This window comes from Ignavibacteriales bacterium (genome assembly GCA_026390815.1).
Lineage (GTDB): Bacteria > Bacteroidota > Ignavibacteria > Ignavibacteriales > SURF-24 > JAPLFH01.
Genome location: JAPLFH010000024.1, coordinates 200086 through 224765, shown reverse-complemented (window position 1 = coordinate 224765; position 24680 = coordinate 200086). Strand labels below are relative to the sequence as shown.

Sequence of the window (24680 nt, the reverse complement as noted above, 5' to 3'; positions counted from 1 at the left end):
TTGGTTATCCAAACTAGATGATATTTTATATCGTATACTGTATGTGATGACTTTCTGTAATTTTCCATTGAGCGAATTTACTAAAGTCTTCGCCTAAAGGCGAGGGTTTTTGCCCGCCAATCCCAGTAAGGGACAATAAATACCAAACAGCAAATGCAAAACACCAAACGAAGATTTGAGATTTGTATAAGCGGTAGTTTTAATTTTTCTTTTTGAAAATTGGATTTTATTTGAACTTTAGGATTTGTAATTTGGTATTTTTTTGTTCGGTTCTGGTGATTAAAACAAATCCCGCCATAAAGCGGGACCTGTTTGGGGATAGGATTATGTTAAGGAAATTTTTTAGAATGTAAAAGTCACGCCAAATCTCCAGGTGTCAAGAGTCAAAGGTTCAGCGCTGTCAAAGGGCCAGTTCATTTTTTCTCTTCTTAACTGGTAAATGCCGTAGCTAACACCACTCTTTAACAACAAATTAATAATTGGTCCGGCAGCAGGAGTTTCTTCCATAATTTCTCGAACAAATAAATCTGTTGCACCAAGCCCAGCCCATTCAATTATCATACTTCCAAGGTGCTTCCAGAATAAGTGGCGTGGAAATACAAGTGTTCTTTCATATCCAGCATTAATTGAGACTAAAGGAATAGGTTGAAATCTTATCCCAGCTTCTGTAGATGTACCAAAACGGAAAGTGTCATTGAAATATTTTAAATATGCTAGATCCTTATGAATATTTAGACATTCTACTCCTTGCCAACGATCTAAATCATTTAACTTCAGTCTGGACCAAACAAATGAATTTGTAGTGTAAGGGATTATTGCGCTTCTTCCAAATTGATAACCATAACCTTCAAGCCATCCAACTCCAATCCTCCAGACGTTTCCGTCTAATTTTTTTCCGTCGATAGAAGAATTGGACAAATCTTTTGTGAAGTTTGCTAATGATAGAAATCTATGCCGGTATTTGATTATATAGCCATCATATTCTTTCATCGTGCTGTACCCCAATCTAACATCAACGGCTCCCGGCTTAATAAAATCGCTGCTTAATGATTTAATTTCTACATTTGATAATCCATAAGATGCTTCTATTGTTGGGCGTCCGTGGAATTCAAAATCCATCCATTCTGAATCTTTACTATCACTTTCAAAATTCCAATCATCGTTATCCCATGTTTCTTCCGTATTGGTGGAGTCTTCTTCCTGCGCAAAACCGGTTTTAGTAAAGCAAAGAGTTATTAAGAATAAAACGGCAAGTAAATATTTGTACATTTTTTCTCCTGTTTGTTAAAAGTCAGCTATGAAATAGGCAAACATAATACCAACAATAATTTCCATGTTTTTTTTAACTTTCAAAACTTTAGACGACAAGAAAGGCTGAATTGTTACATTTATGTATAAAATTTATCATTCTTAATTAATTGAAAACAAGTTTAAGGAGATTCTTAAAGATTTGTAAAAACACGACTGTCCAAAAAGAAGTCCAATATAGTTTTCTTTTGTAAACAGCATATGAAAAGTAATTTGCTAATTAATATTAAGTTTATTTGTAATTAGAAAGTAAATTTTTATTGGAAAAATCCTGTAAAATAGATTTAATGTACATCCGATTTTTCTTCAAGTGTTTTCACCAAACTTTCCATCAGCACATCATTCTGAACTGGTTTGGTTAGAAAAACATCAACCCCGGCATTGTAAGCATTATCTTTATCTTTTTGAAATGCATGAGCAGAAAGTCCAACGATAGGCAGGTTTTTATAATCAGGAAGCTTCCTTAATTCGCGTGTAAGCTGTAAGCCATCTTTTTTTCCACGGAGGGAAATATCCATTAAAATAATATCAAACTTTTCATTATTCAATTTCGCGTAAAATGTTTCTTCAGAGTCACAAATATGAACTTCGAATTTACGTTTTAAGAAAATCTGTAAAAATTTTTGATTCTCAAAGTCGTCTTCCACAACTAACAATTTTGGTTTTGACTGTTCTTCCATCGTTTTTTCCTCACAAAATAAATTCTCGGTGTCAATTCTCGACAAGTAATTTTCTAACACAAATTTAAGCTAATTACCATTCTACTTCAAATAGAAATTGAATTTATTTAATCAATAAATTGTTGCTACACTAAAATGACCGGTGGGTCTATGTTAGGATTGATAATCCAAGGTTGTTTCTGTAACTTTAGTAAAGTTAATTAGCAAGGGAATATGTACTCAACAGTAAAAATATTAAACATTATTCTGCCAATTTTGTACGCCACTACCTTTTCGGTTTATTTATACGACTTCTTATTAGGCACAAAACGGTTAGCAAACGCAAAAAGAATTTTCCTTTTTGCAACTTTAATCTTTCATACATTCTATTTACTAACAAGAACAATCGAGTTTAACCACCCGCCAATTACAAATGTTTTTGAAATTTTTACTATTCTGGCTTTCTCTCTCAGTTGCTCATATTTTATACTCGAGTTATTTACAGATGTTCGGGGAACCGGTTTATTTATAATTATTTTTTCGATTCTTTTTCAGCTTATCTCTTCTGTATTTATTCAGGATTTAACCGAAGTTAAAGAAGTTTTGCGCAACAGGCTGCTTGGTTTGCATGTAATAAGCGCACTTCTGGGGTATTCCGGAGTTACTATTTCTGCCGTTTATGGATTGCTTTATCTAATCCTTTATAAAAAAATAAAATTAAATAAGTTTGGATTAATCTTTGAGCGGTTACCAAGTTTGGAGATTATGGAGGAGCTTAGTTACTACGCTGCGGTAATTGGGTTTGTTCTTCTTTCGGTTGCAATTACTATTGGAATTATCTGGCTACCAACTGCGTTCCCAAACTTTACTTATCTGGATCCAAAATTGGTTGGCACTGCTCTTATTTGGTTAATGTACGGTATAGGAATAGCGAGCAAAGTTGTGGGTAAATTAAAAGGAAAGAAAGTAATTGTTTTTTCTATAGTTGGATTTTTGATCGCAATTTTTTCCACCATTTTAACAAATTTTTTGGCAAAGAGTTTTCACTCGTTTTATTAAAAAGTAGTATGGATTAGTAATCTACATTACAAAATTATTATGAATTTATTAGCAGTAAGCATAAATCATCGCACAGCACCAGTTGAATTAAGAGAAGCTCTTCATCTTAACGTGGAAGAGATAAAGGAATTTCTAAAAGAATTAAAGGGAAATCTTTTTAACGAAGGATTTATTATTTCTACCTGTAACAGAACGGAAGTTTACGGACTTCCGATTAATCCACAAACAAACTTTAAAGATTTACAGAAATTTCTAATTGAACGGAAACCCGTTGGTTCCTTAACACAAGAAAATTTCCAGAATTTTTTTTCGTGCGGTGCAGTAAATCATTTATTTAAAGTCGCTGGCGGTATTGATTCTCTTTTGGTAGGTGATAATCAAATTCTTGGGCAAGTAAAAGAATCTTTCCAGCTTTCTGAAGATTTTGACTTTGCTGGATTTTTATTAAGAAGGATTTTTGATTCGGCAATACACGTTGGCAAACGCGCTAAGACAGAAACTGAAATAAGCGATGGCGCAATAACCGTTAGTTATGCTGCCGTTCAATTAATAGAAAAGATTTTTTCGCATCTGAATAAAAAATCAGCTCTTGTAATTGGAACGGGTGAAACTGGTGAATTAGCAGCTAAACATTTACGCGATAAAGGAATCAAAAATCTTGCTGTAACAAACAGAACTTTATCCAAAGCAGAAAAACTTGCTGATGAAATTCATGCAAAGATTCTTCCATTCCAGTATTTCAGAGAGTACTTGCAGGATTATGATATTATAATTAGCGCAACAAGTTCCCCGGACTTAATGTTAAGCTACGATGATGTGCAGGCTGCAATGAAAAGAAAAAATTTTAGTGCAACAATCCTGATGGATATTGCTGTTCCCCGCGATATTGATCCACGTGTTAGATCAATCGAAAATGCTTTTTATCATGATATTGATTCTCTAAAAATAATCGTCGATCAAAACATGAAAAAGCGGCAGGGGGAAATTCCAAAAGTCCAGCAAATTATTATGGAAGAACTTGTGGCTCTTTTCGGTTGGTATAATTCTTTAGAAGTTACACCAACAATTGTTACGCTTAGGCAATTATTCGAAGATGTTCGCGCTGAAGAAGTGGAAAAACAACGGAACAGATTAAAGGAAGAAGACATTGAAAAAGTTGAAATGATTACAAAGAGAATTATTAATAAATTATTGCATCAGCCAACTATTGAATTAAAAAAGCTTTCGGAAACGGGTATAAATACACAGGAAACCGCTGCAGTTATCACTGCAATCAGAAATATTTTTGGATTGAATGGAAGTAACAATCGCGAAAAGTAAAAGGAGAAACTTGAAAACAAAAATCATCCTTGGCTCCCGTGGGAGCGAACTTGCAATGTGGCAATCGCTTTTTGTTAAAAAGGAAATAGAAAAGAAAAACAAAAATATAATTGTTGAGATAATTAACATCAGAACCACCGGTGATAAAATTCTTGATGTTGCTTTATCTAAAATTGGCGACAAGGGTTTGTTCACAAAAGAATTAGAAGTTGCTTTGTTAAATAAATCGATTGATTTTGCTGTGCACAGCCTAAAAGATCTTCAAACAGAAATTCCTCCTGGATTGAAATTATCCGCTGTAACAGAACGCCATCCGGTTGAGGATGTTCTTATTGCAAGAAAAAAAGGAGTTACGATCACCGATTTGAAAGAAGGCGCAATAGTTGCAACTGGTTCCTTAAGAAGAAGAGCACAACTTCTACATCTTCGCCCGGATATAAAAATTGTAGAGTTGAGAGGAAACGTTCCAACCAGAATAAATAAGTTTTTAGAATCGGATTGGGATGCTATAATCCTGGCGCGTGCGGGAATTGAAAGATTAGGATTGAAAAAACATATTTCTTCTATTATCTCTACAAAAGAAATTCTTCCTGCTGTTGGACAAGGAGCGCTTGGAATTGAAATTCATATAGATAATAATTTTGTAAACGAAGTTCTTCAATCTATACACCACCAGGAAACATTTATAGCAACCAAAGCTGAGCGGTCTTTATTGAAAGCCCTGAAAGGAGGTTGCCAGGTTCCGATAGGCGCATATGCGCAAGTAAAATCAAACGGACTTTATCTTGACGGATTAGTTGGTTCAATTGATGGAGTAATTACTTTTAGAAAAGAAATAAAAGGGACGAAAAAGGAACCGGAAAAATTAGGGAAGCTCCTGGCAAAAGACCTGGTAAAAGCTGGTGCCGGAAAAGTATTAAATGAAATTTATAAAACAGCCAGAGCTAAATGAATTATTCTATCAGCCAAAACTTTGATGTAAGAATGACTACTAAAAATAAAATTGAAATAAAAAAGAATGACAAGCTTGAGAGAATAATTGATGCAGCCTCAAAGCTTTTTTCAGAAAACAACTTTCATAAAGTAATGATGGGAGATGTTGCCAAATCAGCTTCAATAGCAAAAGGAACGCTTTACAACTACTTTAACTCAAAAGAAGATTTATACTTCTCAATTATGCTAATGCGTATGGAGAAATTAATTAATTCACTGAGAGAAAAAATTTCCAGAGAAACAAACGCAATTGATTCGCTCTACAATTTCATCATTCATAATTATATGTTTATGATGAAATATGACTGCTTCTTTATGATGCTCCGGCGGGATACTTTAAAAGCATCCAACAAGATTTGCAGCAAATTAAAGATTAAAACCAATGAACTACGTGAAGTACTAAACGAAATAATTGAAAACGGAAAGAAAGAAAATGTTTTTAGCCTAACCAATTCCAGCCTTGCTGTTGATACTATAATCGGCGGAATTTATGGAGCAGTTGAACGCGGAATTGAACATAAAATACCGAGAAACAAACTTAGCGGGGAAAGAGAAAATCTTTTTGAGATACTGCTGCGAAGTTTAATATCAGAAAAGTCAAAACATGTTTTACCACTAATTGGAAAGACAATTGTTACAACCGGCAGTAAATATGATTCGAATGATTCTCTCAAATTCCAAAAACTGGGTGCAAAAGTAATTACTTTCCCAACACTTGAAATTACACCGGTAGATGATTGGACTGCATTTGATTCAATCATAAAAGACTTTTCAAAAATTGATTTTATAATTTTTACATCAGCAAATTCAGTAAAATATTTTTCTGCACGATGCAAAGAGTTAGATACAACTTTAAACTTTGAAAAAATCACTACATTTGCAGTTGGAAAGAAAACTGCAAACGCCTGCGAAAAAAATAAAATTATAGTTGATATCATTCCTGAAGAATTTAGCAGTGCTGGAATTATTGATGCCTTAGCTAATCTTCGCATTAAAGATAAAAACATTTTCCTTCCAGGTTCTGAAATTGCCCGAAATGAATTACCAGAAAAGCTAAAGGAAAAAGGTGCGAACGTTATAACTGCATCAATATATAAAGTGGGAATTCCAGCAAAGGAATCCCTTGATAAAAAACTTGCTTTGTTAAAGTCTGCGGAACCGGACTTGTTTGTATTTACAAGCCCATCTACTTTCAATAATTTCCTGGATATTTTAAATATCACTGAACCTAAAAAATATTTTAATGGTTATGATATTGCGGCTATAGGTCCAACAACTAAGAGAGAAATTGAAAGACATAATGTTACGGTTAAGATTATTCCACAAGAACACACGCTGGATGGACTAGTTGATTCAATCGTGAAGTACTACACTTCATAAAATTTTTGCAGTGGTTGAATTGCGAAACAGCAATTTAACAATTAAGTGATTATATAAATTTAGATTTTTATTGGAGAAATAATTTGAAACTGAAAAACGATTTATTCCTAAGAGCCTGCAAACAAAAACCTGTTGAAAGAACACCAATATGGATTATGCGTCAGGCAGGAAGATACTTGCCCGAGTATAGAGCAATCCGGGAAAAAGCCGATTTTTTAACAATGGTTAAAACACCGGAACTTGCCGCTGAAGTTACAATTCAACCTGTGGATATTATTGGAGTTGATGCAGCAATTCTTTTTTCTGATATACTTGTTATTCCGGATGCAATGGGAATGCATTTGGAAATGCACGAAGGCAAAGGACCGGAATTCTCCTATCCAATTAGAAACGAATATGATGTTGATAAGCTGAAAGAAATTGATCCCACAAAAGATCTTAAATATGTTCTTGATGCTGTTGCGTTAACCAAAAAGGAATTAAATGATCGCGTTCCTTTGATTGGTTTCAGCGGCTCCCCCTGGACACTTATGACCTATATGGTTGAAGGAAAAGGATCGAAGAATTTTTCTTTTGTTAAGCAATTAATTTATAATAATCCGGAATTAGCGCATACAATTTTGGAAAAACTTTCCGTTGCTGTTGCAGATTATCTTTCAGCAAAAATTGAAGCCGGTGTTAATGCTGTTCAGATTTTCGATACCTGGGGTGGGATTCTTTCTCAAACCGATTTCGAAGAGTTTTCTCTTCAATATATTTCCAGAGTGATAGACAACATTAAACGAAAGAACGAGCCGGTGATAGTTTTTGCAAAGGGAGTTCATTATAAATTAAGTAAGCTGGCAAAATGTGGTGCTGATGTTTTAGGTTTGGATTGGACGATGGATTTAGATAAAACAAGAACTGCTATTGGTGAAAAGGTTTCACTACAAGGAAACCTTGATCCCTGCGTTCTTTATGCCCCGGAAGATAAAATAAAGGAAGAAGTAATCAGAATACTCGAATCGTATGGCAAAGGAAGCGGGCATATTTTTAATTTAGGTCATGGCCTTCTTCCAGACACTGATCCAGAAAAAGTAAAAGCGTTAGTTGGATTTGTAAAAGAAGAAAGCAAAATCTTTCACCACTGAGACACAAAGACACAGAGTAAATGAAGAAGGAACAAATTAATAGACTTAGCGGAATTATTCTTGATTGCGCAATTGAAGTTCACAGGAATTTAGGTCCTGGTTTATTGGAAAGTGTTTATGAAGTTTGTTTGTGTAAGGAGCTTACTCAAAGAGGTTTACATTTTAACAGACAATTATTTTTACCTGTAAATTATAAAGGGGAACTGCTGGATGCTGATTATAGAATAGACATCCTTGTTGAAGATGAAATTATTATAGAAATAAAATCTGCCGAAGTTTTATTACCGGTATATGAAGCTCAATTATTAACTTACTTACGCTTAGCGGATTAAAGATTAGGATTATTGATCAACTTTAATGTACCAAAATTAGTTGAAGGTTTTAAAAGAATGATAAACGGATATTTTGATTAACTCTGTGTCTCTGTGTTGAAGAAAGGAATAATTTTATGTTTAATATTGATTTAGAAAAAATAAGAAAGTACGATCGCCCTGGTCCAAGATACACAAGCTATCCTACTGCTCCGCAGTTTAATGAAACATTTAAGCATGAGCAGTATCTTGATGAGATTGTAAAAACAAATTATGGAGAAAATCTTCCAGATATTTCTCTTTACTATCATCTTCCTTACTGCGATACTCTCTGCTATTTCTGCGGCTGCAATATGATTATTACCCGTAACCGCGACAGAGTTAGTGAATATATAAATTACCTGAAGAAAGAAATTGATATGGTGCGAACCTACATTCTGGCAGATAGGAAAGTTGCACAACTGCATTGGGGCGGTGGAACACCAACTCACTTAAATCCGGATGAAATAACAGAATTAATAACATATATAAATCAAAATTTTGAGTTCTCTAAAAATGCTGAAGAAGGATGCGAGATAGATCCACGCGGATTAACAAGAGACCACCTGGCTGCATTGCGTAATGGTGGCTTTAATAGAATAAGTATGGGCGTTCAGGATTTTAATGATAAAGTTCAAAAAGCAACCAACAGAATCCAGCCCGAAGATATTACCCGGCAAACTGTACAATGGGTTAGAGAGCTTGGATTCCAAAGTATAAATCTCGATTTAATTTATGGATTACCTTTTCAATCAGTTTCTACATTTGCAGAAACGGTGGATAAGATAATTAATATTTCACCAGACAGAATTGCCGTTTTTAATTATGCGCATGTTCCGTGGATGAAGAAACATATGGCACTTATTCATCCGGAAGATTTACCTGTCCCCGAAGAGAAACTTCAAATTTTGAAAATGACAATTGAAAAACTTACTTCCGCGGGTTACGTTTTTATTGGAATGGATCATTTTGCAAAACCAGAAGATGAATTAGCAATCGCATTGCGCGAGAAAAAACTTTACAGAAATTTTCAGGGTTATAGCACGCACGCCGGTGCCGATCTTTACGCCTTGGGAATAACTGCAATCAGTCAGCTTCAAAGAATATACTCACAGAATTACAAAACAGAAAAAGAGTATTATAGTGCGTTAGATAAGGAAACTTTTCCAATTGCAAAAGGATATAACCTAAATGATGATGATGTACTCCGACGATATGTGATAATGAAAATTATGTGCGACTTTGAACTGAACATAAAAAAGATAGAAACTGAATTCGGAATAAATTTTAAAGAATATTTTGGCTGGGGATTAAACAATCTAAAAGAAATGATTGATGACGAACTTATCTCCGTAAACGATAATGAAATAAAAGTAACCGAAATGGGACGACTTTTAATCCGTAACATAGCAATGAACTTTGATGGTTACATGGAAAGAAAAGAAGATACTGCAAAGTATTCCAGAACAGTTTAAACTCTGTGACTTAGTGCCTCGGTGGTGAAAGAACTTTACCACTAAGGCACAGAGACACAAAGGGAAAAATATTTATGACAAAAACCGCGATTGTATTATTCAACTTAGGAGGACCAGATTCTCTTGAAGCAGTGGAGCCCTTCCTTGCCAACCTTTTTAGCGACCGAGATATATTCAAACTTCCTTTTCAAAATTCACTTGCAAAATTTATTGCTAAAAAAAGAGCGCCAAAAGTAATTGAAGAATATAGGAAGATTGGTGGCAGTTCTCCAATTGGCTGCTGGACAGAGTTGCAACAGAGAATGCTTGAAGAGAATTTACGAAACAAAAATTTTAATGTTGATGTTTTCGTAGCGATGCGTTACTGGCATCCTCTAACCAGCGCCACCGCTGAGAAAATTGAAAAGGGAAATTATGACAAAATAATTCTGTTACCGCTCTACCCGCATTTCTCAGTTTCAACAACGGGCTCTTCTTTTAACGAATGGAAGAGGTGTTACAAAGGAGATCAATCGAAATTAATTTACATAGATAATTATTTTGATAACGAAACTTACTGCAAGGCTATAAATCAAAGAATTGATGAAACACTTCTTAAATTTCCGGAGGAAGTAAGGAAGGAAGTTCAATTGGTTTTCAGCGCGCATGGAACACCGGTTAGTTATGTTAAAAAAGGAGATCCATACAGCCACCACATAAAGAAAACCGTTGAACTGGTAATGAAGCAAAGAAATAATTCTCACGAATATCACGAATGCTTTCAAAGTAAAGTTGGTCCGGTTAAATGGCTTACCCCGGCAACTGATACAATGATTAAAGAACTTGCAGCAAAAGGGAAAAAACATTTATTGATCATCCCGATCAGTTTCGTTTCCGATCACGTAGAAACATCATTTGAATTAGACATTGAATACCGACACGTTGCTGATAAAGCTGGCATTGAGGATTATATTGTTATGACTGGATTGAACGATTCTGAAATCTTTATAGTGGCATTAACTGAATTAATCACAAATAAATTGGATTCAAAATGAAAACCTTGTTTTACCTTTTGGTATTAGTTGTCATAATTAGTCCTCTAAGTTATTCAAATGATGAGAAGAACATGAACAATCCTTTCTTAAAGGAATGGAAAACTCCGTTTCAGACTCCACCTTTTAATGAGATTAAGGAAGAGCATTATTTACCTGCTTTCGAAGAAGGAATGAAAGAGCAGAAGAACGAGGTTGATCAATTACTGAACAGCACCGAAAAACCTACTTTTGAAAACACAATTGACGCGATGGAAAAAAGCGGCGCACTTCTTACAAGAGTAAGCAATGTGTTTTTCAATCTTCTTTCATCAAACACAAATGATGAAATGCAGAAGATAGCACAAACCGTTACGCCAATGTTATCAAAACACAGAGACGACATCAATCTGAATGAAAAACTTTTCGAACGGTTAAAATCAATTTATGGAGAAAAGGATAAGTTAAATCTTACTACCGAACAAAATACTTTGCTGGAAGAATACTATTCCGGCTTTGTAAGAAACGGTGCAAATCTTAATCCCGAAGAAAAAGATAAACTTAGAAAAATAAATGAGGAGCTTTCTCTTCTATCGCTTAAGTTCGGTGATAATATTTTAAAGGAAACCAATTCCATTGGTTTAGTAATCGATAATAAAGAAGATCTTGTTGGATTGCCTGATGCCGTTGTGCAAGCTGCACTGGATATGGGAAAGACAAAAGGACAGGAGGGCAAATGGATTTTCAATCTCCAAAAGCCAAGCTTTATTCCTTTTTTGCAATACTCGCCTAAAAGAGAATTGAGAGAAAAACTTTTTAAAGCTTATCTCAGCCGCGGAAACAACAACAATGATTTTGACAATAAAAAGGTTCTTTCAAGAATAGCTTCTGTGCGTGTGGATAGAGCAAATTTGCTTGGATATAAAACTCACGCTGATTATGTGCTTGAAAAAAGTATGGCTAAGAATCCCGAAACCGTTTACAAATTTTTAAATGATCTCTGGAAACCAGCATTGAAAAGATCTTCGGCAGAAGTGGCTGATATGCAAACAATCATTGATAAGGAAAACGGAAAATTTAAATTGGCTGCATGGGATTGGTGGTATTATGCCGAGAAAGTTAAAAAGGAAAAATATAATCTGGATGAAGAAATGCTTCGCCCTTATTTCAAATTAGAAAATGTTATTGATGGTGTTTTTGGTGTAGCAACTAAATTATACGGAATTCAGTTTGTTGAGCGGAAAGACATTCCGGTTTATCATCCTGATGTTAGAGTGTTTGAAGTTAAGGAAGCAAATGGAAAACATATAGCAATTCTTTATACTGATTATTTTCCACGCGATAGTAAAAGAAGCGGTGCCTGGATGAGTAACTTTAGAGATCAGTCTAATATCGATGGAAAATTTATTGACCCAATTATTTGTAACAATGGAAATTTCTCCAAACCAACTTCGGATAAACCTTCGCTGCTTAGTATTGATGAAGTAAATACTTTATTCCACGAATTTGGTCATGCCATTCATGGAATGTTTGGTAACACCGTTTATCCGAGCCTTTCAGGCACATCCGTTGTACGAGATTTTGTTGAGCTTCCTTCGCAGATAATGGAAAACTGGGCAATGGAACCGGAAGTGCTTAAAATGTACGCGAAGCATTACAAAACCGGTGAACCAATGCCAGATGAATTAATTAAGAAGATAGAAAACTCTTCACTCTTCAATCAAGGATTTGAATCCGTTGAATATCTTGCCGCTTCAATACTCGATCTGGACTGGCACACTTTAACTACTGATGAAGAAAAAGATGCAGTAAAATTTGAGAAAGAATCTTTAAACAAAATTGGATTGCTTCCGGAAATAGAATCCCGGTACCAGAGTACAAACTTCCAGCATGTTTTTGCCGGAGGATATTCCGCTGGTTATTATAGTTACATTTGGGCAGCAGTACTTGATGCAGATGCATTCCAGGCATTTAAAGAGAAAGGGAATTTGTTTGATAGAGAACTGGCAAATTCTTTTAGAAAAAATATTTTAGAAAAAGGCGGGAGTGAAGAACCAATGGTTCTGTATAAAAAATTCAGAGGAAGAGAACCCAAGGTTGATGCACTTTTAACAAAACGCGGATTAAATTAGTCATTTGTTCCTTCGGAAAGTTATTTATAGTTATTTGTTTTTTATTAAAAATGAAACACACTCGACAACTTAATGACACGAATTAGATGACAGATTTGCTGACTGATTAGTTAAATCAAAATTGATTCTTACTAAAAAAATATGAGCAAAAAAATAATAATATTTGGCGCTGGAATTTCCGGTTTAGCAGCCGCTTACTGGCTTCATAAAGATGGTTATGATGTAACTGTTCTTGATAAAAATTCTGAAGCCGGCGGGGCAATGATTAGCCGCGAGGAGAATGGCTACCTGGTTGATTACGGACCAAACAGCGGATTGGAAACAACTCCGCTAATCCGCCAGATTGTTGATGCTGTTGGTCTTTCAGATGAAATAATTTATGCAAATGAGGAAGGAAATAAGCGATACATTTTAAGGGAGGATGTACTTCATCCGCTCCCAATGAATCCACCAGCTTTTCTTAAATCAAGATTATTTTCTACAAAGGCAAAACTTAGATTGTTTGCAGAACCATTCATTGGCAGATCAGAAGATGGTTATTACCAAAGCATTTCTCAATTTGTAAAAAGAAGATTGGGACAGGAGTTTTTAGATTACGCGATCAATCCATTTGTAGCTGGCGTATATGCCGGTAACCCTGATGAGTTAAGTGTTAAATCGGCATTCCCAAAATTGTACCGGCTTGAGGAAGTTTACGGTGGTTTAATAAAAGGAATGATCAAAGGGGCAAAAGAAAGAAAAGAGAGAGCAGAACAATCAAAACAAAACGCCAGGATGTTTTCATTCAAAAGTGGAATGCAGGTTCTTCCATTGGCAATTGCAAAAAAGCTTGATGGAAAAGTTTTTCTGAATGCATCAATAACAAAATTAGAAAAACTGGAAAAAGGTTACGGTGTTTCTTATCTGCAAAATGGCGAAAACAAAAATATAAACGCCGACATAATTGTTTCAGCTATTCCGTCTCACATTGCCGGTCCCCTTTTTGAAAATATGGACGGAACTCTGTCAAATCATCTTAAGGCAGTTTATTATCCGCCTGTAATGGTTTTGTTTCTTGGTTATAAAAAAGAAGATGTTGGACAAGCTTTGGACGGATTTGGATTTTTAATTCCACAGAAAGAAAAAAAAGCGTACCTTGGCGCCATCTGGAGTTCAGTGATATTTCCTAATCGGTCTGTTAATGGAAATGCCTGCTTTACTATTTTTGTTGGCGGAGCTCGTTCACCAGAATTGTTTGATCTGCAAAAAGATATTTTGATTGGACAAGTACTGGATGAGTTTCAATCAATAATGCGGATTAAAGAGAAGCCGATTTTTATAACTGACAGAATGTGGGAGAAGGCAATTCCACAGTACAATATCGGTTACATTGAACATGAAAAATATTTTGATCAGTTTGAAAAAGCCAATCCCGGTATTATTCTAAGTGGAAATTACCGCGGCGGAATTTCTGTCGGAGATTGCGTAAAGAATTCTGAAGTGGTTTACAATAAAGTAAAAAACTTATTAACTTAGAACGAAGAGTGTAGAGTGAAGAATGGCAAAAGTTTTTGAACCAACAATTATTTATGGAAGTGTACTCAAAAATAAATCTTTTACGTTTTCAGTACGAGTGGTAAAATTATATAAAATATTATTACAAAGGGATAAAGATTACGATCCGATATTTAAACAATTATTGAGATGCGGAACTTCGATAGGCGCAAATGTTTCTGAAGCACATAGCGCAGCATCGAGAAAAGACTTTATAAATAAATTACTTATTTCACTTAAAGAAGCACGGGAAACGGAATTTTGGTTGACATTGTTAAATGAATCCAAAATTATTAATTCAAAAGAATATAAAAGCTTAAATAATGATTGTGATGAACTGGAAAGAATATTGACAAGCAGCATCAAAACTGCAAAAAGTAATGTTTAATTCTACACTCTACGTTCTTCACTCTACACTAACATCCTTGGAGGTAAAATGGCTACTTATCCCACAACGCGATTACGAAGATTGCGTTACAACCCAATCATCCGCGATATGGTTAGAGAAACACAGCTTGGTAAAAAAGATTTAATTTATCCTCTCTTTGTTGTACATGGAGAAAAAATCAAGAATGAAATCAAATCAATGCCGGGTGTTTTTCAAATGTCTGTAGATGTACTCGTTGAAGAGTGCAAAGAAATATCTGCTCTTGGTATTCCGGCGATAATTCTTTTTGGAATTCCTGAACACAAAGACGAAATAGGTTCAGAGGCTTATGATTCGAATGGAATAATCCAACAAGCAACAAGAGCGATTAAAGCAAACGTAAAAAATTTAGTTGTTATTACTGATGTGTGTTTATGCGAATATACTTCACACGGTCACTGCGGATTGCTTGATGGCGAAGAAGTTATAAATGATGAAACCGTTTCGCTTCTTGCGAAAGAAGCAATTTCCCATGCAGAGGCTGGTGCAGATATTATCGCTCCGTCCGATATGATGGATGGAAGAGTTGCAGCAATCAGAAAAGCGCTTGACTACAAGGGTTTTACAAAACTCCCGATTTTGAGCTACGCAGCTAAGTATGCTTCCGGTTATTACGGTCCATTCCGCGATGCAGCAGAATCAACACCGGCATTTGGAGATAGACGCTCTCATCAAATGGATGTGGCAAATGCAGATGAAGCTTTACGCGAAGTTGAATCCGACATTGAGGAAGGCGCCGATATTGTTATGGTTAAACCTGCTGGAGCATACCTGGATATTATTTGGCGTGTTAAGGAAAAATTTGGATTGCCAACTGCAGCTTACCAGGTAAGCGGTGAATATTCGATGATTAAAGCTGCATCAAAACTTGGCTGGATTGATGAACAAAGAATAATGCTGGAATCTTTAACTGCAATTAAACGCGCTGGCGCGGATATGATATTAACTTACTTTGCAAAAGATGTTGCAAAGTATTTAAACAATCTTGCTTGATCATGATCTTAATCCTGATCTGGAGAGGAATTTAATTTCATTACTGATTTATTGAATGGCTATAATTTCAATATTTTTTTAACAGATTGCTATTTTGTAATTTATGAGCAACGGTAATCCCGAAGAGGAAATAATCACTCCTTTATCACCTACAGTAAAAAATGGGAGGTTCAAGAATTTCTCTTCCAGGCTCAAAGGTAAGGTTAGCTGGAAACAAACTTTTGCTGCACTAAAATATCGCAACTACAGATTGTGGTTTTGGGGACAAATGGTTTCCCTGTTCGGGTCGTGGATGCAATCTACTGCACAAGGTTTTTTTGTTTATGAGCTTACACATTCCCCGGCATTCCTGGGATACGTTGGTTTTGCTGCGGGAGTTCCGGCATGGCTCTTTACATTTTATGCAGGTGTAATTGCTGATAGATTTTCCAGGCGACGAGTATTAATTATTACTCAAACTGTAATGATGATACTCGCTTTTATTTTAGCCTTTTTAACATTTACCAAACTGGTGGTTCCATGGCACATCATTCTACTTGCGTTTGGACTTGGTATTGCAAACGCATTCGATGCTCCATCACGGCAGGCTTTTGCAACTGAACTTGTAGAACGTAAAGATTTAGTTAATGCAATTGCCATGAACTCAACGATGTTCAATAGTGCCACCGCTGTAGGTCCCGCAGTAGCGGGAATAACATATGCACTGTTCGGTCCCGCGTGGTGTTTTACAATAAACGGTATTTCATTTTTAGCAGTGATATTTAGCTTGTGGCAGATGAAACTTAAACCATATCAACCAAGGCAAAATCAAAAATCCATCCTTTATGAATTGAGAGAAGGATTCAGATACTTAAGAACTCAAAAAATGATCTTAACAATCATTTCCATAATGGCGATGACGAGTGTTTTCGGAATGGGATTGGTAACATTATTTCCTGCCTGGGCTGTAAAGATATTGCATGGTGATTCAACTACAAATGGATTTCTTCAATCTGCCCGAGGCGTTGGGGCTGTCCTGGCTGCTTTGTTGGTTGCTTCAATAAGTCATTTTAAAATAAAAGGAAAACTCTTAACGTATGGATTGGTCTCGCTACCCATATTGCTTTTATTGTTCTCATTTAACCGGTCGCTATTTTTATCGCTTTTGCTTTTAGTAGGAATTGGCGGGGCATTAATTCTTCTTTTTAATTTATCAAATGGAACAATTCAAACTTTGGTATCGGAAGAATTCCGCGGAAGGATTATGTCGATCTACGCATTCAGCTTTTTTGCATTTATGCCGGTTGGTGCCTTACTTATCGGCACCGAGGCAGAACATTTTGGATCGCCAATGGCAATTTTAATTAATGCAGTAGTTTTAACTGCGTTTGTTATTTTTATTAATATTCGTTTTCCTCAACTAAGGAAAGTGGAGTAGAAATTATTTCATCCAATACAAAGTTGTGGAATGATTAGAACAAAAATAAATTTTAAATGATTCTCGGAGTTTAAATGAACATACAGAACAGCGAAAGAATTTTTGAAGAAGCTAAAAAATATATTCCGGGCGGAGTTAATTCCCCGGTAAGGGCATTTAAGTCAGTCGGAGGAAATCCAATCTTTATTAAAAAGGGAGCGGGTTCAAAATTCTGGGATGTTGATGGTAACGAATATATCGATTACATCGGAAGCTGGGGACCACATCTTTTCGGACACAATCCGGACTTCATAAAAACAGCTTTGCTGGAAGCAATTGAAAACGGTACAAGCTTTGGTGCGCCCACAGAGCTTGAAGTTAAAATGGCAAAGCTGATTAATGAACTTGTTCCATCGATGGAAATGGTGCGGATGGTAAACAGTGGAACTGAAGCAACAATGAGCGCAGTTCGTTCAGCCCGCGGTTACACAGGAAAAGAAAAATTTATTAAGTTCGAAGGTTGCTATCACGGACACGCAGATTACTTTTTAATTAAAGCTGGTTCGGGGGCATTAACTTTTGGAGTTCCTACAAGTCCCGGTGTTACAAAAGGAAATGCTGCTGATACTTTGATTGCCGATTACAATAATATTGAATCAATTAAAAAGCTGGTTCAATCGAATAAGAATGAAATAGCGGCGGTAATTATTGAACCGGTTGCCGGCAATATGGGCGTTGTAAAAATCAATGAACAATTTTTAAAAGAATTAAAAGAAATTTGCGAAGAAGAAAAAATTGTTTTGATCTTTGACGAAGTAATGACTGGCTTCCGTGTGGCAAAAGGTGGGGCGCAGGAAATCCTTGGAGTAAAACCTGATCTTTCCACTTTCGGAAAAATCATCGGCGGGGGCTTACCTGTTGGCGCATTCGGCGGTAAAAGAGAAATTATGGAAATGATTTCTCCAAGCGGACCTATTTACCAGGCTGGAACATTAAGCGGCAATCCGCTCGCGATGTCTGCAGGTTATGCCGCTCTAACTTATATAAAAAATCATCCGGAGATTTACAATCTGCTTGAAGAGAAATCAAAATTTCTTGAAGATGGTTTTAAAGAAAATATGAAATCGCTCGGAAAGAAATTTGCATTTAACCGTGTTGGTTCAATGATGACGCTCTTCTTTACCGAACAGGAAGTTGTTGATTTCAAATCCGCCGTTTCCTCAGATACAATCCTGTACGGGAAATTTTTCCACGAAATGTTAAAGCGAGGCATCTACGTTGCACCGGCACAGTTCGAAGCAATGTTTGTTTCAACGGCTCACTCGCAAAAAGATTTGGAGAAAACTGTGAAGGCACAGTATGAAGCGATGAAGGAAATTTTATAGGTTGAGGTAAGAGGCTTGATTAAGTAGAGCAATTATTATAATTTCGGTCAGGAAGAATATACTTATCGGATTTATAAACATTCCTTTAGATTTTTTAGGGAGAAAAATATAATGAAAGGAAAAGCATGTGTGTATTTAATAATCTGTTTTTTAATCTGCGGAAGTTTTTTACATCCCCAAGAAACAATAAAGTTTCCTAATTCACTTAGTAAATCTTCAAATCAATTTTTAAATCCGCCAGGGCGTTGGATAGATATTTCCCAAACAAAAAACTCCCAACGAAAAAATGAAACAGACTATTCTTTAGACAGTATTTATATAATCTATTTGGGTGGGTCATTAGGTAAAGTAGAATACCTATATGATAACCAGGGGAAATTGTCATCTTATATTTATTCATATTGGGATGGGGACAAATGGACTACATTTTGGAGAAATTCTAATACGTACAACTTCGCAGGAAAAATTCAAACTATTTTGCAGGAGCGTCTAAATTATGATAAATGGAAATCCTTAATGAGAGAAAATTATAGTTATGACTCGCTTAGCAGAGAATCTAATTACTTTGTTGAGCTCTGGGGTTTTGAGCAATGGAATAATTGGTTTAGATATAGCATAAGATATGATTCCATGGGGAATCCAATAGAACAAATAAATGAAGACTGGATAGATACTTCCTGGAATTATTCCTCCAAAGTTACAACAACCTATTATGAAAACGGAAATAAAGCTTCAGATTTATTTGAACTCTGGAATGATAATAAATGGGTGATTGACAAAGAGCGAGTATTTGAATATGACTATCAATGGAATTTAATTAGTATTGTAGTAAACCAATGGGACGGAAGTCAATGGATTAATTTTGCTAAGAACTCCATTCATTATGATAATAATATGACTGAACAACTTGTTGAAGTTTGGCAAAATTCCGAGTGGGCAAATGATTCCAGAATTCTTAATGAATATGATGAAAACAATTATCCCATTATAATTAATTTTGAAACATGGAATAATAACCATTGGATTTCTGCTAATGGACCACTTGTTCTTAAAAATCCGGATGATACCAGGATTGGTTTTCTCTCTAATGAAATTTCTTTCTTTTATAGTCCGCTTACAGGTATAACAAATGAGAGAAATAATTCCCTATCCGAATATAAACTTTCTCAAAACTTTCCCAATCCATTCAATCCAACTACAAAAATTCGTTATCAAATTCTTACCGCGGGATTAATTACTCTAAAAGTTTTTGATATGCTTGGCAAAGCAGTGGCAACGTTGGTAAATGAATATAAGACTGCTGGAAGCTATGAAGTAGAGTTCAACATAAGTAGCGACGAGGTAACCTCGCCCCTACCAAGCGGTGTATATTTTTACCAGCTTAGAGCTGGAGATTATGCTGAGACCAGGAAATTAATTTTGATGAAATAATTGAAAAACCTTGAAGGTTCTCAAAAACCTTGAATGTTCTCAGAAAACCTTCAAGGTTATACGGAAATGCAGTCGAGGTAATGTAGCGTACTTACTTTTTAACAACTCGTAAAATCGGATAGCTCTTTCCTATTTCCAACAAGTACTTATAAATTTTGTATTGAACTATTCCCAACGTTGATTGTGGTTCTAATCCTAAAACAAGCATATTGGAATGGAGCTGTCTTGTTGGAACAAAGTAATAATCATCCGGATTATTTATATCGGCTGTTTTCTTTTCAACTTTGGGATACAGAAGACTATCTTCCTCCACAACATCAAAATCTATTTTTACAATTCTGTATTCTTCAATATTATAAAAAGTCTCAGCAATAAAATTTTCGTATTTAAGATCGTGGAGTTTCAACAACCTGGTTAAGTTAGAGTCGGCTTTTGGAATCAAATAACCAATCGGTTTTTCAACTTCTAAAAGTATTTTATCAACGGGATGATATTCCTTTACAGTAACAATTGTATCCTTTCCTGTACGTACTGAGCGGAGTGGAAGTGCAAGCAATTCATCACCTTTTACATGTTCAACACGTATGGCTATTTTCTCTCCCGGTTTGGAATTCAATAGTTTTTCTCTTCCGCTCTCCACCATATTTATAATTCTATCTTTATCATTATAAACAAACTCCAGCAATGCTTTCATCGCGGCGCATTGCCCTTCAGCCCGATGCTTAATATTATCAATGGAATCTTTTCCGTTTTTGCCTTCAAATATCACCGAGAAAGAATTTAAAATACCCAGACTCTGCCTTCCATCATTTATATCGTATGTGCTCAAGCGAATTCTTTCCTTTTCCGGTGGACCACCGGGAATATATTCAAATGAAGTAAAACCATTTTTATTTAAAGATTCTTTAATAAAAGGAAGGAAGGTTTTTCTTGTATAGTTTTTTATTACTAAAGATACATTTGGATTTGTAATACTTCCAATTTGTTCATCATGGTTTTTAATGTAACCGTATTCTAACCAGTCTTTGCTGTAAGGATAATATTCATGAACATCCGCAGTAACTTCCGGAAGATATTGATTGAAAAGTTTATGTAATGCTTGTGTCTCTGGTTCGGTTAGTATTAAATGATTTCTGTTCAAATCCATTCCGTGTGAATTCCTACGTTCATCTCTTTCACTTCCGTCAGGATTCATCTGTGGAATAAGTATTAAATCAATTTTTTTAAAAAGATGATTTAATTTCCCTCCCGCTATTTCTTTAAGCAGCATTAGAGATCCTTCCTTTCCAGAATGCTCATTACCGTGCTGTTGTGCAAATATTAAAACTTTTATTTTTGTTTTATCTATCCCAAACTCAGTGGTGGAGATTTTTACAGCAGGAATATTCCTTCCTTCAATTGTCCGCCCTATTATTTCAAACTTAATGAGTGAATTTTGAGCAGCAGCTTCTTTTACAAAACCAATTATTTCTTCATTAGAAGAAAGCTTTGTGTAGTTCGATTTCTCAAGCGGAGTTTGAATCTCCTGCGCTTGGCAGTTTAAAAAAAGTAAAAGTGCAATTAAATATTTCATAATCAATTAGCTTTATTTTAAAAAAATCATTTTTTTAATTTGAGAAAAACTTCCGGCTGTAAGTTTGTAAAAATAAACTCCGCTTGATAGTTCTTTGCCATCAAAGTCCAGTGTATGAAAGCCAGCCGCATCATATTGATTTCTCAAAATGTAAATCCTTTCACCGAGTAAATTGAATAACTCAATTAATACTTTTGAATCAGTTGGAAGCGTATAACTTATTTTTGTTGAGTTGTTGAATGGATTTGGAAAATTGTTATTCAGAATAAACGGACCCTGTTTTTCATTATCCTCCTTAACAACGCTTGTGATAAATAACTCACCATTATCAAGGATGTAGACACAGCGTTCATTTGAAATCGTGTATCTAAGATTATTCATTGCTACAACCTGGCGTGGTTTGTAGCCGCTGCCTGCTACATATTTTGAGGAATCTACATAAGTAGTGTTTTTTGCGCTAACACAAATAAATGGAAGTTCAAAAGAGTGATTGGTTCTGCAAAAACCACTTAAAAGATTAACATAATTTCCATCACTAAGGTAAATGCCAACTTGCTTTCTGTTTCTCATCATTCCATACAGCAAAGAAGATGATCTGTTTTCGTAATAGTCTGAATCGTCAAAAAGAAGCGGTTGAAATATCAGATCGCCAAACAAATTTAGGCCATTCTTAATCGTCATTTGACCATGATAAGATGATAAATAATTGTCATCAGTATTATCGATATAGTACTCACCAGCTAATTTTCCGGTATTACCAATGAAATACCAGAATGATCCTTGGGTAATAATTTTTTGGTGAAGATGATAACCCATTATTGTGGTTGTATCAATCAATACCTGGAATGCGGATGGTGAAGTGCCAAGGAAAACATATAAATCAGCGTTTAATATTTTTTCTACGCTTACATTATAATTTGCTGTGCGGGCAGAAACCTCCAGCGTATCATATACTGTAAAACCATTTTGTGCGAAAAAATTAAATAGCGGCGTTATACCTGATGAGCTTTTAGGATCATAGAACAACAGTGTTTTCTTTGGTCCATAGATAAATAATAAATGGTTGAAACCATTTGCCAAATTCAATTGCAAATCATTTGTTCCGGTTAACCACATTATTTGCTTGGGCAATTGTATTGCCCTGGATGAATCAACCGCTTTTGCTGAAGGAGGAATTTCTTCAACTTCCATTTTCTTTAAATCATAACTCCATCCTTCAACAAGCTGGTGGGACTTTAGATTGTTTACAGTGTTACCGCTAAAACGGGTTGCTTCATCAATTTGAAAAATAGAAACCGCTCCGCTTCCCATTACCTCACCAATTCCATTTTTATCGATACAGAAAGCTGTCATATCATCAACTCCAATCCCCAAAACATCTCTTTGCTTTTGGTGCAGGTTGATGAGGAATGCAATTAATCTTCCAAATCTTCCGCGCTCTATAAAGTGCGTATCAAAAAGTACATTGGGAACCAAATCGATGAAGTTATCTTCCAGATCAATTTTACTGCTGAAAGGATTAGCCAAACATTCTTTAGAATCGACTGAGCCATATTTTGCGGAAAATCCAAAATCGCCAAGTACTGCGGCTCCTGCGCTGGTTCCTGCAATTACTCCTCCGTTTTGAAAAACATATTTTATTGCGGTTTCTGTTTTTGTTCCTTTCCATAAGCGGACGTAATCATATTGATCTCCGCCGCGCAGGAAGATTGCTTTTGCAGTAATTAGTTCATCATAAGTGGATTGTAAATCTGCCGAAGTGCGGGAAGAGATTTTCTTGTTGTAAACTTCTTTAGCACCAAGAAATTTGAAGTAATCTGGCAGCCAGGTTGTTGCATCATCAACACCAAGGATAATTATTTTTCCGCTATCCGACTTTTCAACTATCCAGCCATACGGTTTGTCGCTCCAATCATTATAATCTTCTGAACCTCCGCCCACAGCACAAATGTAACCCTGTGGAAAATTTGACTGACTTAAACAAAGAAGAAAAATAAAATATTTTGTGGTCTTAGAAATTTTTGAAAAAACTCCGAACAACGAATTTATTTTCTTTGGCAAGCGGAGTGCATTATTTATAATTTGATTATCCAAATTGACAAAAAACTAAAATTCTATGCCGAGAGATATTCTGTGAACATCCGGCAGCAAATCATAAAGTGAGTAACCATAGTCAAAGCTAATCCTGGTACCACCAAAAGGAAGATTGGTACCGGCGCCAAATGCAAAATCTTCATCGTCATAATTATATTTATATCCGCCTCTGATAAACAAGCGATCAAAAAAGGAAAACTCTGCACCAACATGCACCCGTTCTTTATTATCATTTGGATGAACCGCATCAATGCCCAACCGGGCTTTAACAAATTCGGTTGTAAAAACATCCATTCCAATTCCAACTTCAAAATTTAAAGGAAGCGGATAAGTATCGGTAACAAGTCTTGCTGGAGTTAACCGGTTTAATGGAACACCACTACTTTTATCATAAGTAATATTTAAATCTGGTCCATCAAATTGCATTTCAGGACCAAAGTTTGTCATACTCATAGCAATTGTCAGGTTTTGAAAATCGAGACGGTATTGTGTACCAACATCGAAAGCAATCCCCTCTGCAGTTTCATTCCATATCCTTTGGTAAATATACTTTGCAGAAACACCTACAGAAAAACGATCAGTTAATTTGCGTGCGTAAGTTAATCCAATCGCCATGTCCTGCGCATCAAAAAATCTTCCGGTACCATTGGGATTTAGTTCATCCGTTACTTCCATTTTATCCATACTGAACACAACAAGACTTGCAGCTAATGTTCCAACATCTTCCAGGTTATGAACAAAGGAAACCGCATTAAAATCAAACATATTGAACCAGCGTTGATATGAAAAATGTGCAGCACTACCGGTTATCTTTGCTATACCAGCTGGGTTCCAAAAAACTGCGGATGCATCATCAGCTAAACCGATGTAAGCGCCACCAAGTGCGGTGGCTTTTGCACCCACAGGTATTTGTAGAAACTGTGCTCCCGATGTTCCGAGATTTGGATTTTGTGCAAAGCCGACAGTTGAAATAAAAAGAATTAATATTATGGTTGTATAATTCTTCATCTTAAAATTCCCAAATAAATTTCT

Annotated in this window: 20 protein-coding genes; 15 read left to right on the top strand and 5 right to left on the bottom strand. The window is 35.6% G+C overall.

Features of this window, described 5'->3' with window-relative positions; all coding sequences use genetic code 11:
- Positions 1-342: 342 nt before the first annotated feature.
- Positions 343-1269 carry a hypothetical protein gene (locus NTX22_08635; protein MCX6150573.1) on the bottom strand — a complete coding sequence of 309 codons (927 nt, stop codon included), beginning with the start codon at positions 1267-1269 and terminating at the stop codon, positions 343-345.
- 323 nt (positions 1270-1592) lie between these two features.
- Positions 1593-1988, bottom strand: coding sequence for a response regulator (locus tag NTX22_08630; protein MCX6150572.1), 396 nt, complete (start codon positions 1986-1988; stop codon positions 1593-1595).
- A gap of 213 nt (positions 1989-2201) precedes the next feature.
- On the opposite strand from NTX22_08630, the gene ccsA reads away from it, so the two are divergent.
- The 15 genes from ccsA to NTX22_08555 all read left to right on the top strand — a co-directional run bounded on the left by ccsA (position 2202) and on the right by NTX22_08555 (position 19981).
- Complete coding sequence (gene ccsA, locus NTX22_08625; GenBank protein ID MCX6150571.1) at positions 2202-3026, top strand: cytochrome c biogenesis protein CcsA; 825 nt, start codon at positions 2202-2204, stop codon at positions 3024-3026.
- A 39-nt stretch (positions 3027-3065) separates the two neighbouring features.
- Positions 3066-4346, top strand: coding sequence for a glutamyl-tRNA reductase (hemA, locus tag NTX22_08620; protein ID MCX6150570.1), 1281 nt, complete (start codon positions 3066-3068; stop codon positions 4344-4346).
- A 10-nt stretch (positions 4347-4356) separates the two neighbouring features.
- Positions 4357-5298: a hydroxymethylbilane synthase gene (gene hemC / locus NTX22_08615; protein ID MCX6150569.1), complete on the top strand. Its 942-nt coding sequence runs from the start codon at positions 4357-4359 to the stop codon at positions 5296-5298.
- A complete protein-coding gene (locus NTX22_08610; protein MCX6150568.1) occupies positions 5295-6719 on the top strand; it encodes a uroporphyrinogen-III synthase in 1425 nt (474 codons plus the stop codon). Before hemC ends, NTX22_08610 begins: the two co-directional genes overlap by 4 nt.
- An 83-nt stretch (positions 6720-6802) precedes the next feature.
- Positions 6803-7849, top strand: a complete 1047-nt coding sequence (hemE, locus tag NTX22_08605) for a uroporphyrinogen decarboxylase (GenBank protein MCX6150567.1) — start codon at positions 6803-6805, stop codon at positions 7847-7849.
- Between the two features lie 20 nt (positions 7850-7869).
- Positions 7870-8181, top strand: coding sequence for a GxxExxY protein (locus NTX22_08600; protein MCX6150566.1), 312 nt, complete (start codon positions 7870-7872; stop codon positions 8179-8181).
- Between the two features lie 116 nt (positions 8182-8297).
- Entirely contained in the window at positions 8298-9674 is a 1377-nt protein-coding gene (hemN, locus tag NTX22_08595; GenBank protein ID MCX6150565.1) for an oxygen-independent coproporphyrinogen III oxidase, read from the top strand.
- A gap of 74 nt (positions 9675-9748) precedes the next feature.
- On the top strand, positions 9749-10708 hold the full coding sequence (hemH, locus tag NTX22_08590; protein MCX6150564.1) for a ferrochelatase: 960 nt from the start codon (positions 9749-9751) through the stop codon (positions 10706-10708).
- Positions 10705-12816, top strand: a complete 2112-nt coding sequence (locus NTX22_08585; protein ID MCX6150563.1) for a M3 family metallopeptidase — start codon at positions 10705-10707, stop codon at positions 12814-12816. Before hemH ends, NTX22_08585 begins: the two co-directional genes overlap by 4 nt.
- A 141-nt stretch (positions 12817-12957) precedes the next feature.
- Positions 12958-14331: a protoporphyrinogen oxidase gene (gene hemG, locus NTX22_08580; GenBank protein ID MCX6150562.1), complete on the top strand. Its 1374-nt coding sequence runs from the start codon at positions 12958-12960 to the stop codon at positions 14329-14331.
- Positions 14332-14353: 22 nt separating this feature from the next.
- On the top strand, positions 14354-14737 hold the full coding sequence (locus tag NTX22_08575; protein ID MCX6150561.1) for a four helix bundle protein: 384 nt from the start codon (positions 14354-14356) through the stop codon (positions 14735-14737).
- Positions 14738-14785: 48 nt separating this feature from the next.
- The gene (hemB, locus tag NTX22_08570) at positions 14786-15769 is read left to right on the top strand and encodes a porphobilinogen synthase (GenBank protein ID MCX6150560.1); all 984 of its coding nucleotides are present in this window, start codon (positions 14786-14788) and stop codon (positions 15767-15769) included.
- Positions 15770-15872: 103 nt separating this feature from the next.
- Complete coding sequence (locus NTX22_08565; protein ID MCX6150559.1) at positions 15873-17186, top strand: MFS transporter; 1314 nt, start codon at positions 15873-15875, stop codon at positions 17184-17186.
- Positions 17187-17260: 74 nt separating this feature from the next.
- Complete coding sequence (gene hemL, locus NTX22_08560) at positions 17261-18550, top strand: glutamate-1-semialdehyde 2,1-aminomutase (protein MCX6150558.1); 1290 nt, start codon at positions 17261-17263, stop codon at positions 18548-18550.
- Positions 18551-18661: 111 nt separating this feature from the next.
- Positions 18662-19981 carry a T9SS type A sorting domain-containing protein gene (locus tag NTX22_08555; GenBank protein MCX6150557.1) on the top strand — a complete coding sequence of 440 codons (1320 nt, stop codon included), beginning with the start codon at positions 18662-18664 and terminating at the stop codon, positions 19979-19981.
- Between the two features lie 91 nt (positions 19982-20072).
- Here NTX22_08555 and NTX22_08550 read toward each other — a convergent pair whose 3' ends face one another.
- The 3 genes from NTX22_08550 to NTX22_08540 are packed head-to-tail and all read right to left on the bottom strand — an operon-like array spanning position 20073 to position 24656.
- Entirely contained in the window at positions 20073-21554 is a 1482-nt protein-coding gene (locus NTX22_08550) for a DUF2817 domain-containing protein (GenBank protein MCX6150556.1), read from the bottom strand.
- Between the two features lie 12 nt (positions 21555-21566).
- On the bottom strand, positions 21567-23615 hold the full coding sequence (locus NTX22_08545) for a Type 1 glutamine amidotransferase-like domain-containing protein (GenBank protein ID MCX6150555.1): 2049 nt from the start codon (positions 23613-23615) through the stop codon (positions 21567-21569).
- Positions 23616-23660: 45 nt separating this feature from the next.
- Complete coding sequence (locus tag NTX22_08540; protein MCX6150554.1) at positions 23661-24656, bottom strand: PorV/PorQ family protein; 996 nt, start codon at positions 24654-24656, stop codon at positions 23661-23663.
- Positions 24657-24680 lie beyond the last annotated feature (24 nt).

Coding starts and splice junctions, on each gene's coding strand:
- hemH (MCX6150564.1), top strand. CDS start 9,749: ATGACAAAAACCGCGATTGTATTATTCAACTTAGGAGGACCAGATTCT.
- NTX22_08600 (MCX6150566.1), top strand. CDS start 7,870: ATGAAGAAGGAACAAATTAATAGACTTAGCGGAATTATTCTTGATTGC.
- NTX22_08585 (MCX6150563.1), top strand. CDS start 10,705: ATGAAAACCTTGTTTTACCTTTTGGTATTAGTTGTCATAATTAGTCCT.
- NTX22_08630 (MCX6150572.1), bottom strand. CDS start 1,988: ATGGAAGAACAGTCAAAACCAAAATTGTTAGTTGTGGAAGACGACTTT.
- hemB (MCX6150560.1), top strand. CDS start 14,786: ATGGCTACTTATCCCACAACGCGATTACGAAGATTGCGTTACAACCCA.
- NTX22_08635 (MCX6150573.1), bottom strand. CDS start 1,269: ATGTACAAATATTTACTTGCCGTTTTATTCTTAATAACTCTTTGCTTT.
- NTX22_08575 (MCX6150561.1), top strand. CDS start 14,354: ATGGCAAAAGTTTTTGAACCAACAATTATTTATGGAAGTGTACTCAAA.
- hemN (MCX6150565.1), top strand. CDS start 8,298: ATGTTTAATATTGATTTAGAAAAAATAAGAAAGTACGATCGCCCTGGT.
- hemL (MCX6150558.1), top strand. CDS start 17,261: ATGAACATACAGAACAGCGAAAGAATTTTTGAAGAAGCTAAAAAATAT.
- NTX22_08555 (MCX6150557.1), top strand. CDS start 18,662: ATGAAAGGAAAAGCATGTGTGTATTTAATAATCTGTTTTTTAATCTGC.
- NTX22_08565 (MCX6150559.1), top strand. CDS start 15,873: ATGAGCAACGGTAATCCCGAAGAGGAAATAATCACTCCTTTATCACCT.
- NTX22_08610 (MCX6150568.1), top strand. CDS start 5,295: ATGAATTATTCTATCAGCCAAAACTTTGATGTAAGAATGACTACTAAA.
- hemA (MCX6150570.1), top strand. CDS start 3,066: ATGAATTTATTAGCAGTAAGCATAAATCATCGCACAGCACCAGTTGAA.
- NTX22_08550 (MCX6150556.1), bottom strand. CDS start 21,554: ATGAAATATTTAATTGCACTTTTACTTTTTTTAAACTGCCAAGCGCAG.
- ccsA (MCX6150571.1), top strand. CDS start 2,202: ATGTACTCAACAGTAAAAATATTAAACATTATTCTGCCAATTTTGTAC.
- hemG (MCX6150562.1), top strand. CDS start 12,958: ATGAGCAAAAAAATAATAATATTTGGCGCTGGAATTTCCGGTTTAGCA.
- NTX22_08540 (MCX6150554.1), bottom strand. CDS start 24,656: ATGAAGAATTATACAACCATAATATTAATTCTTTTTATTTCAACTGTC.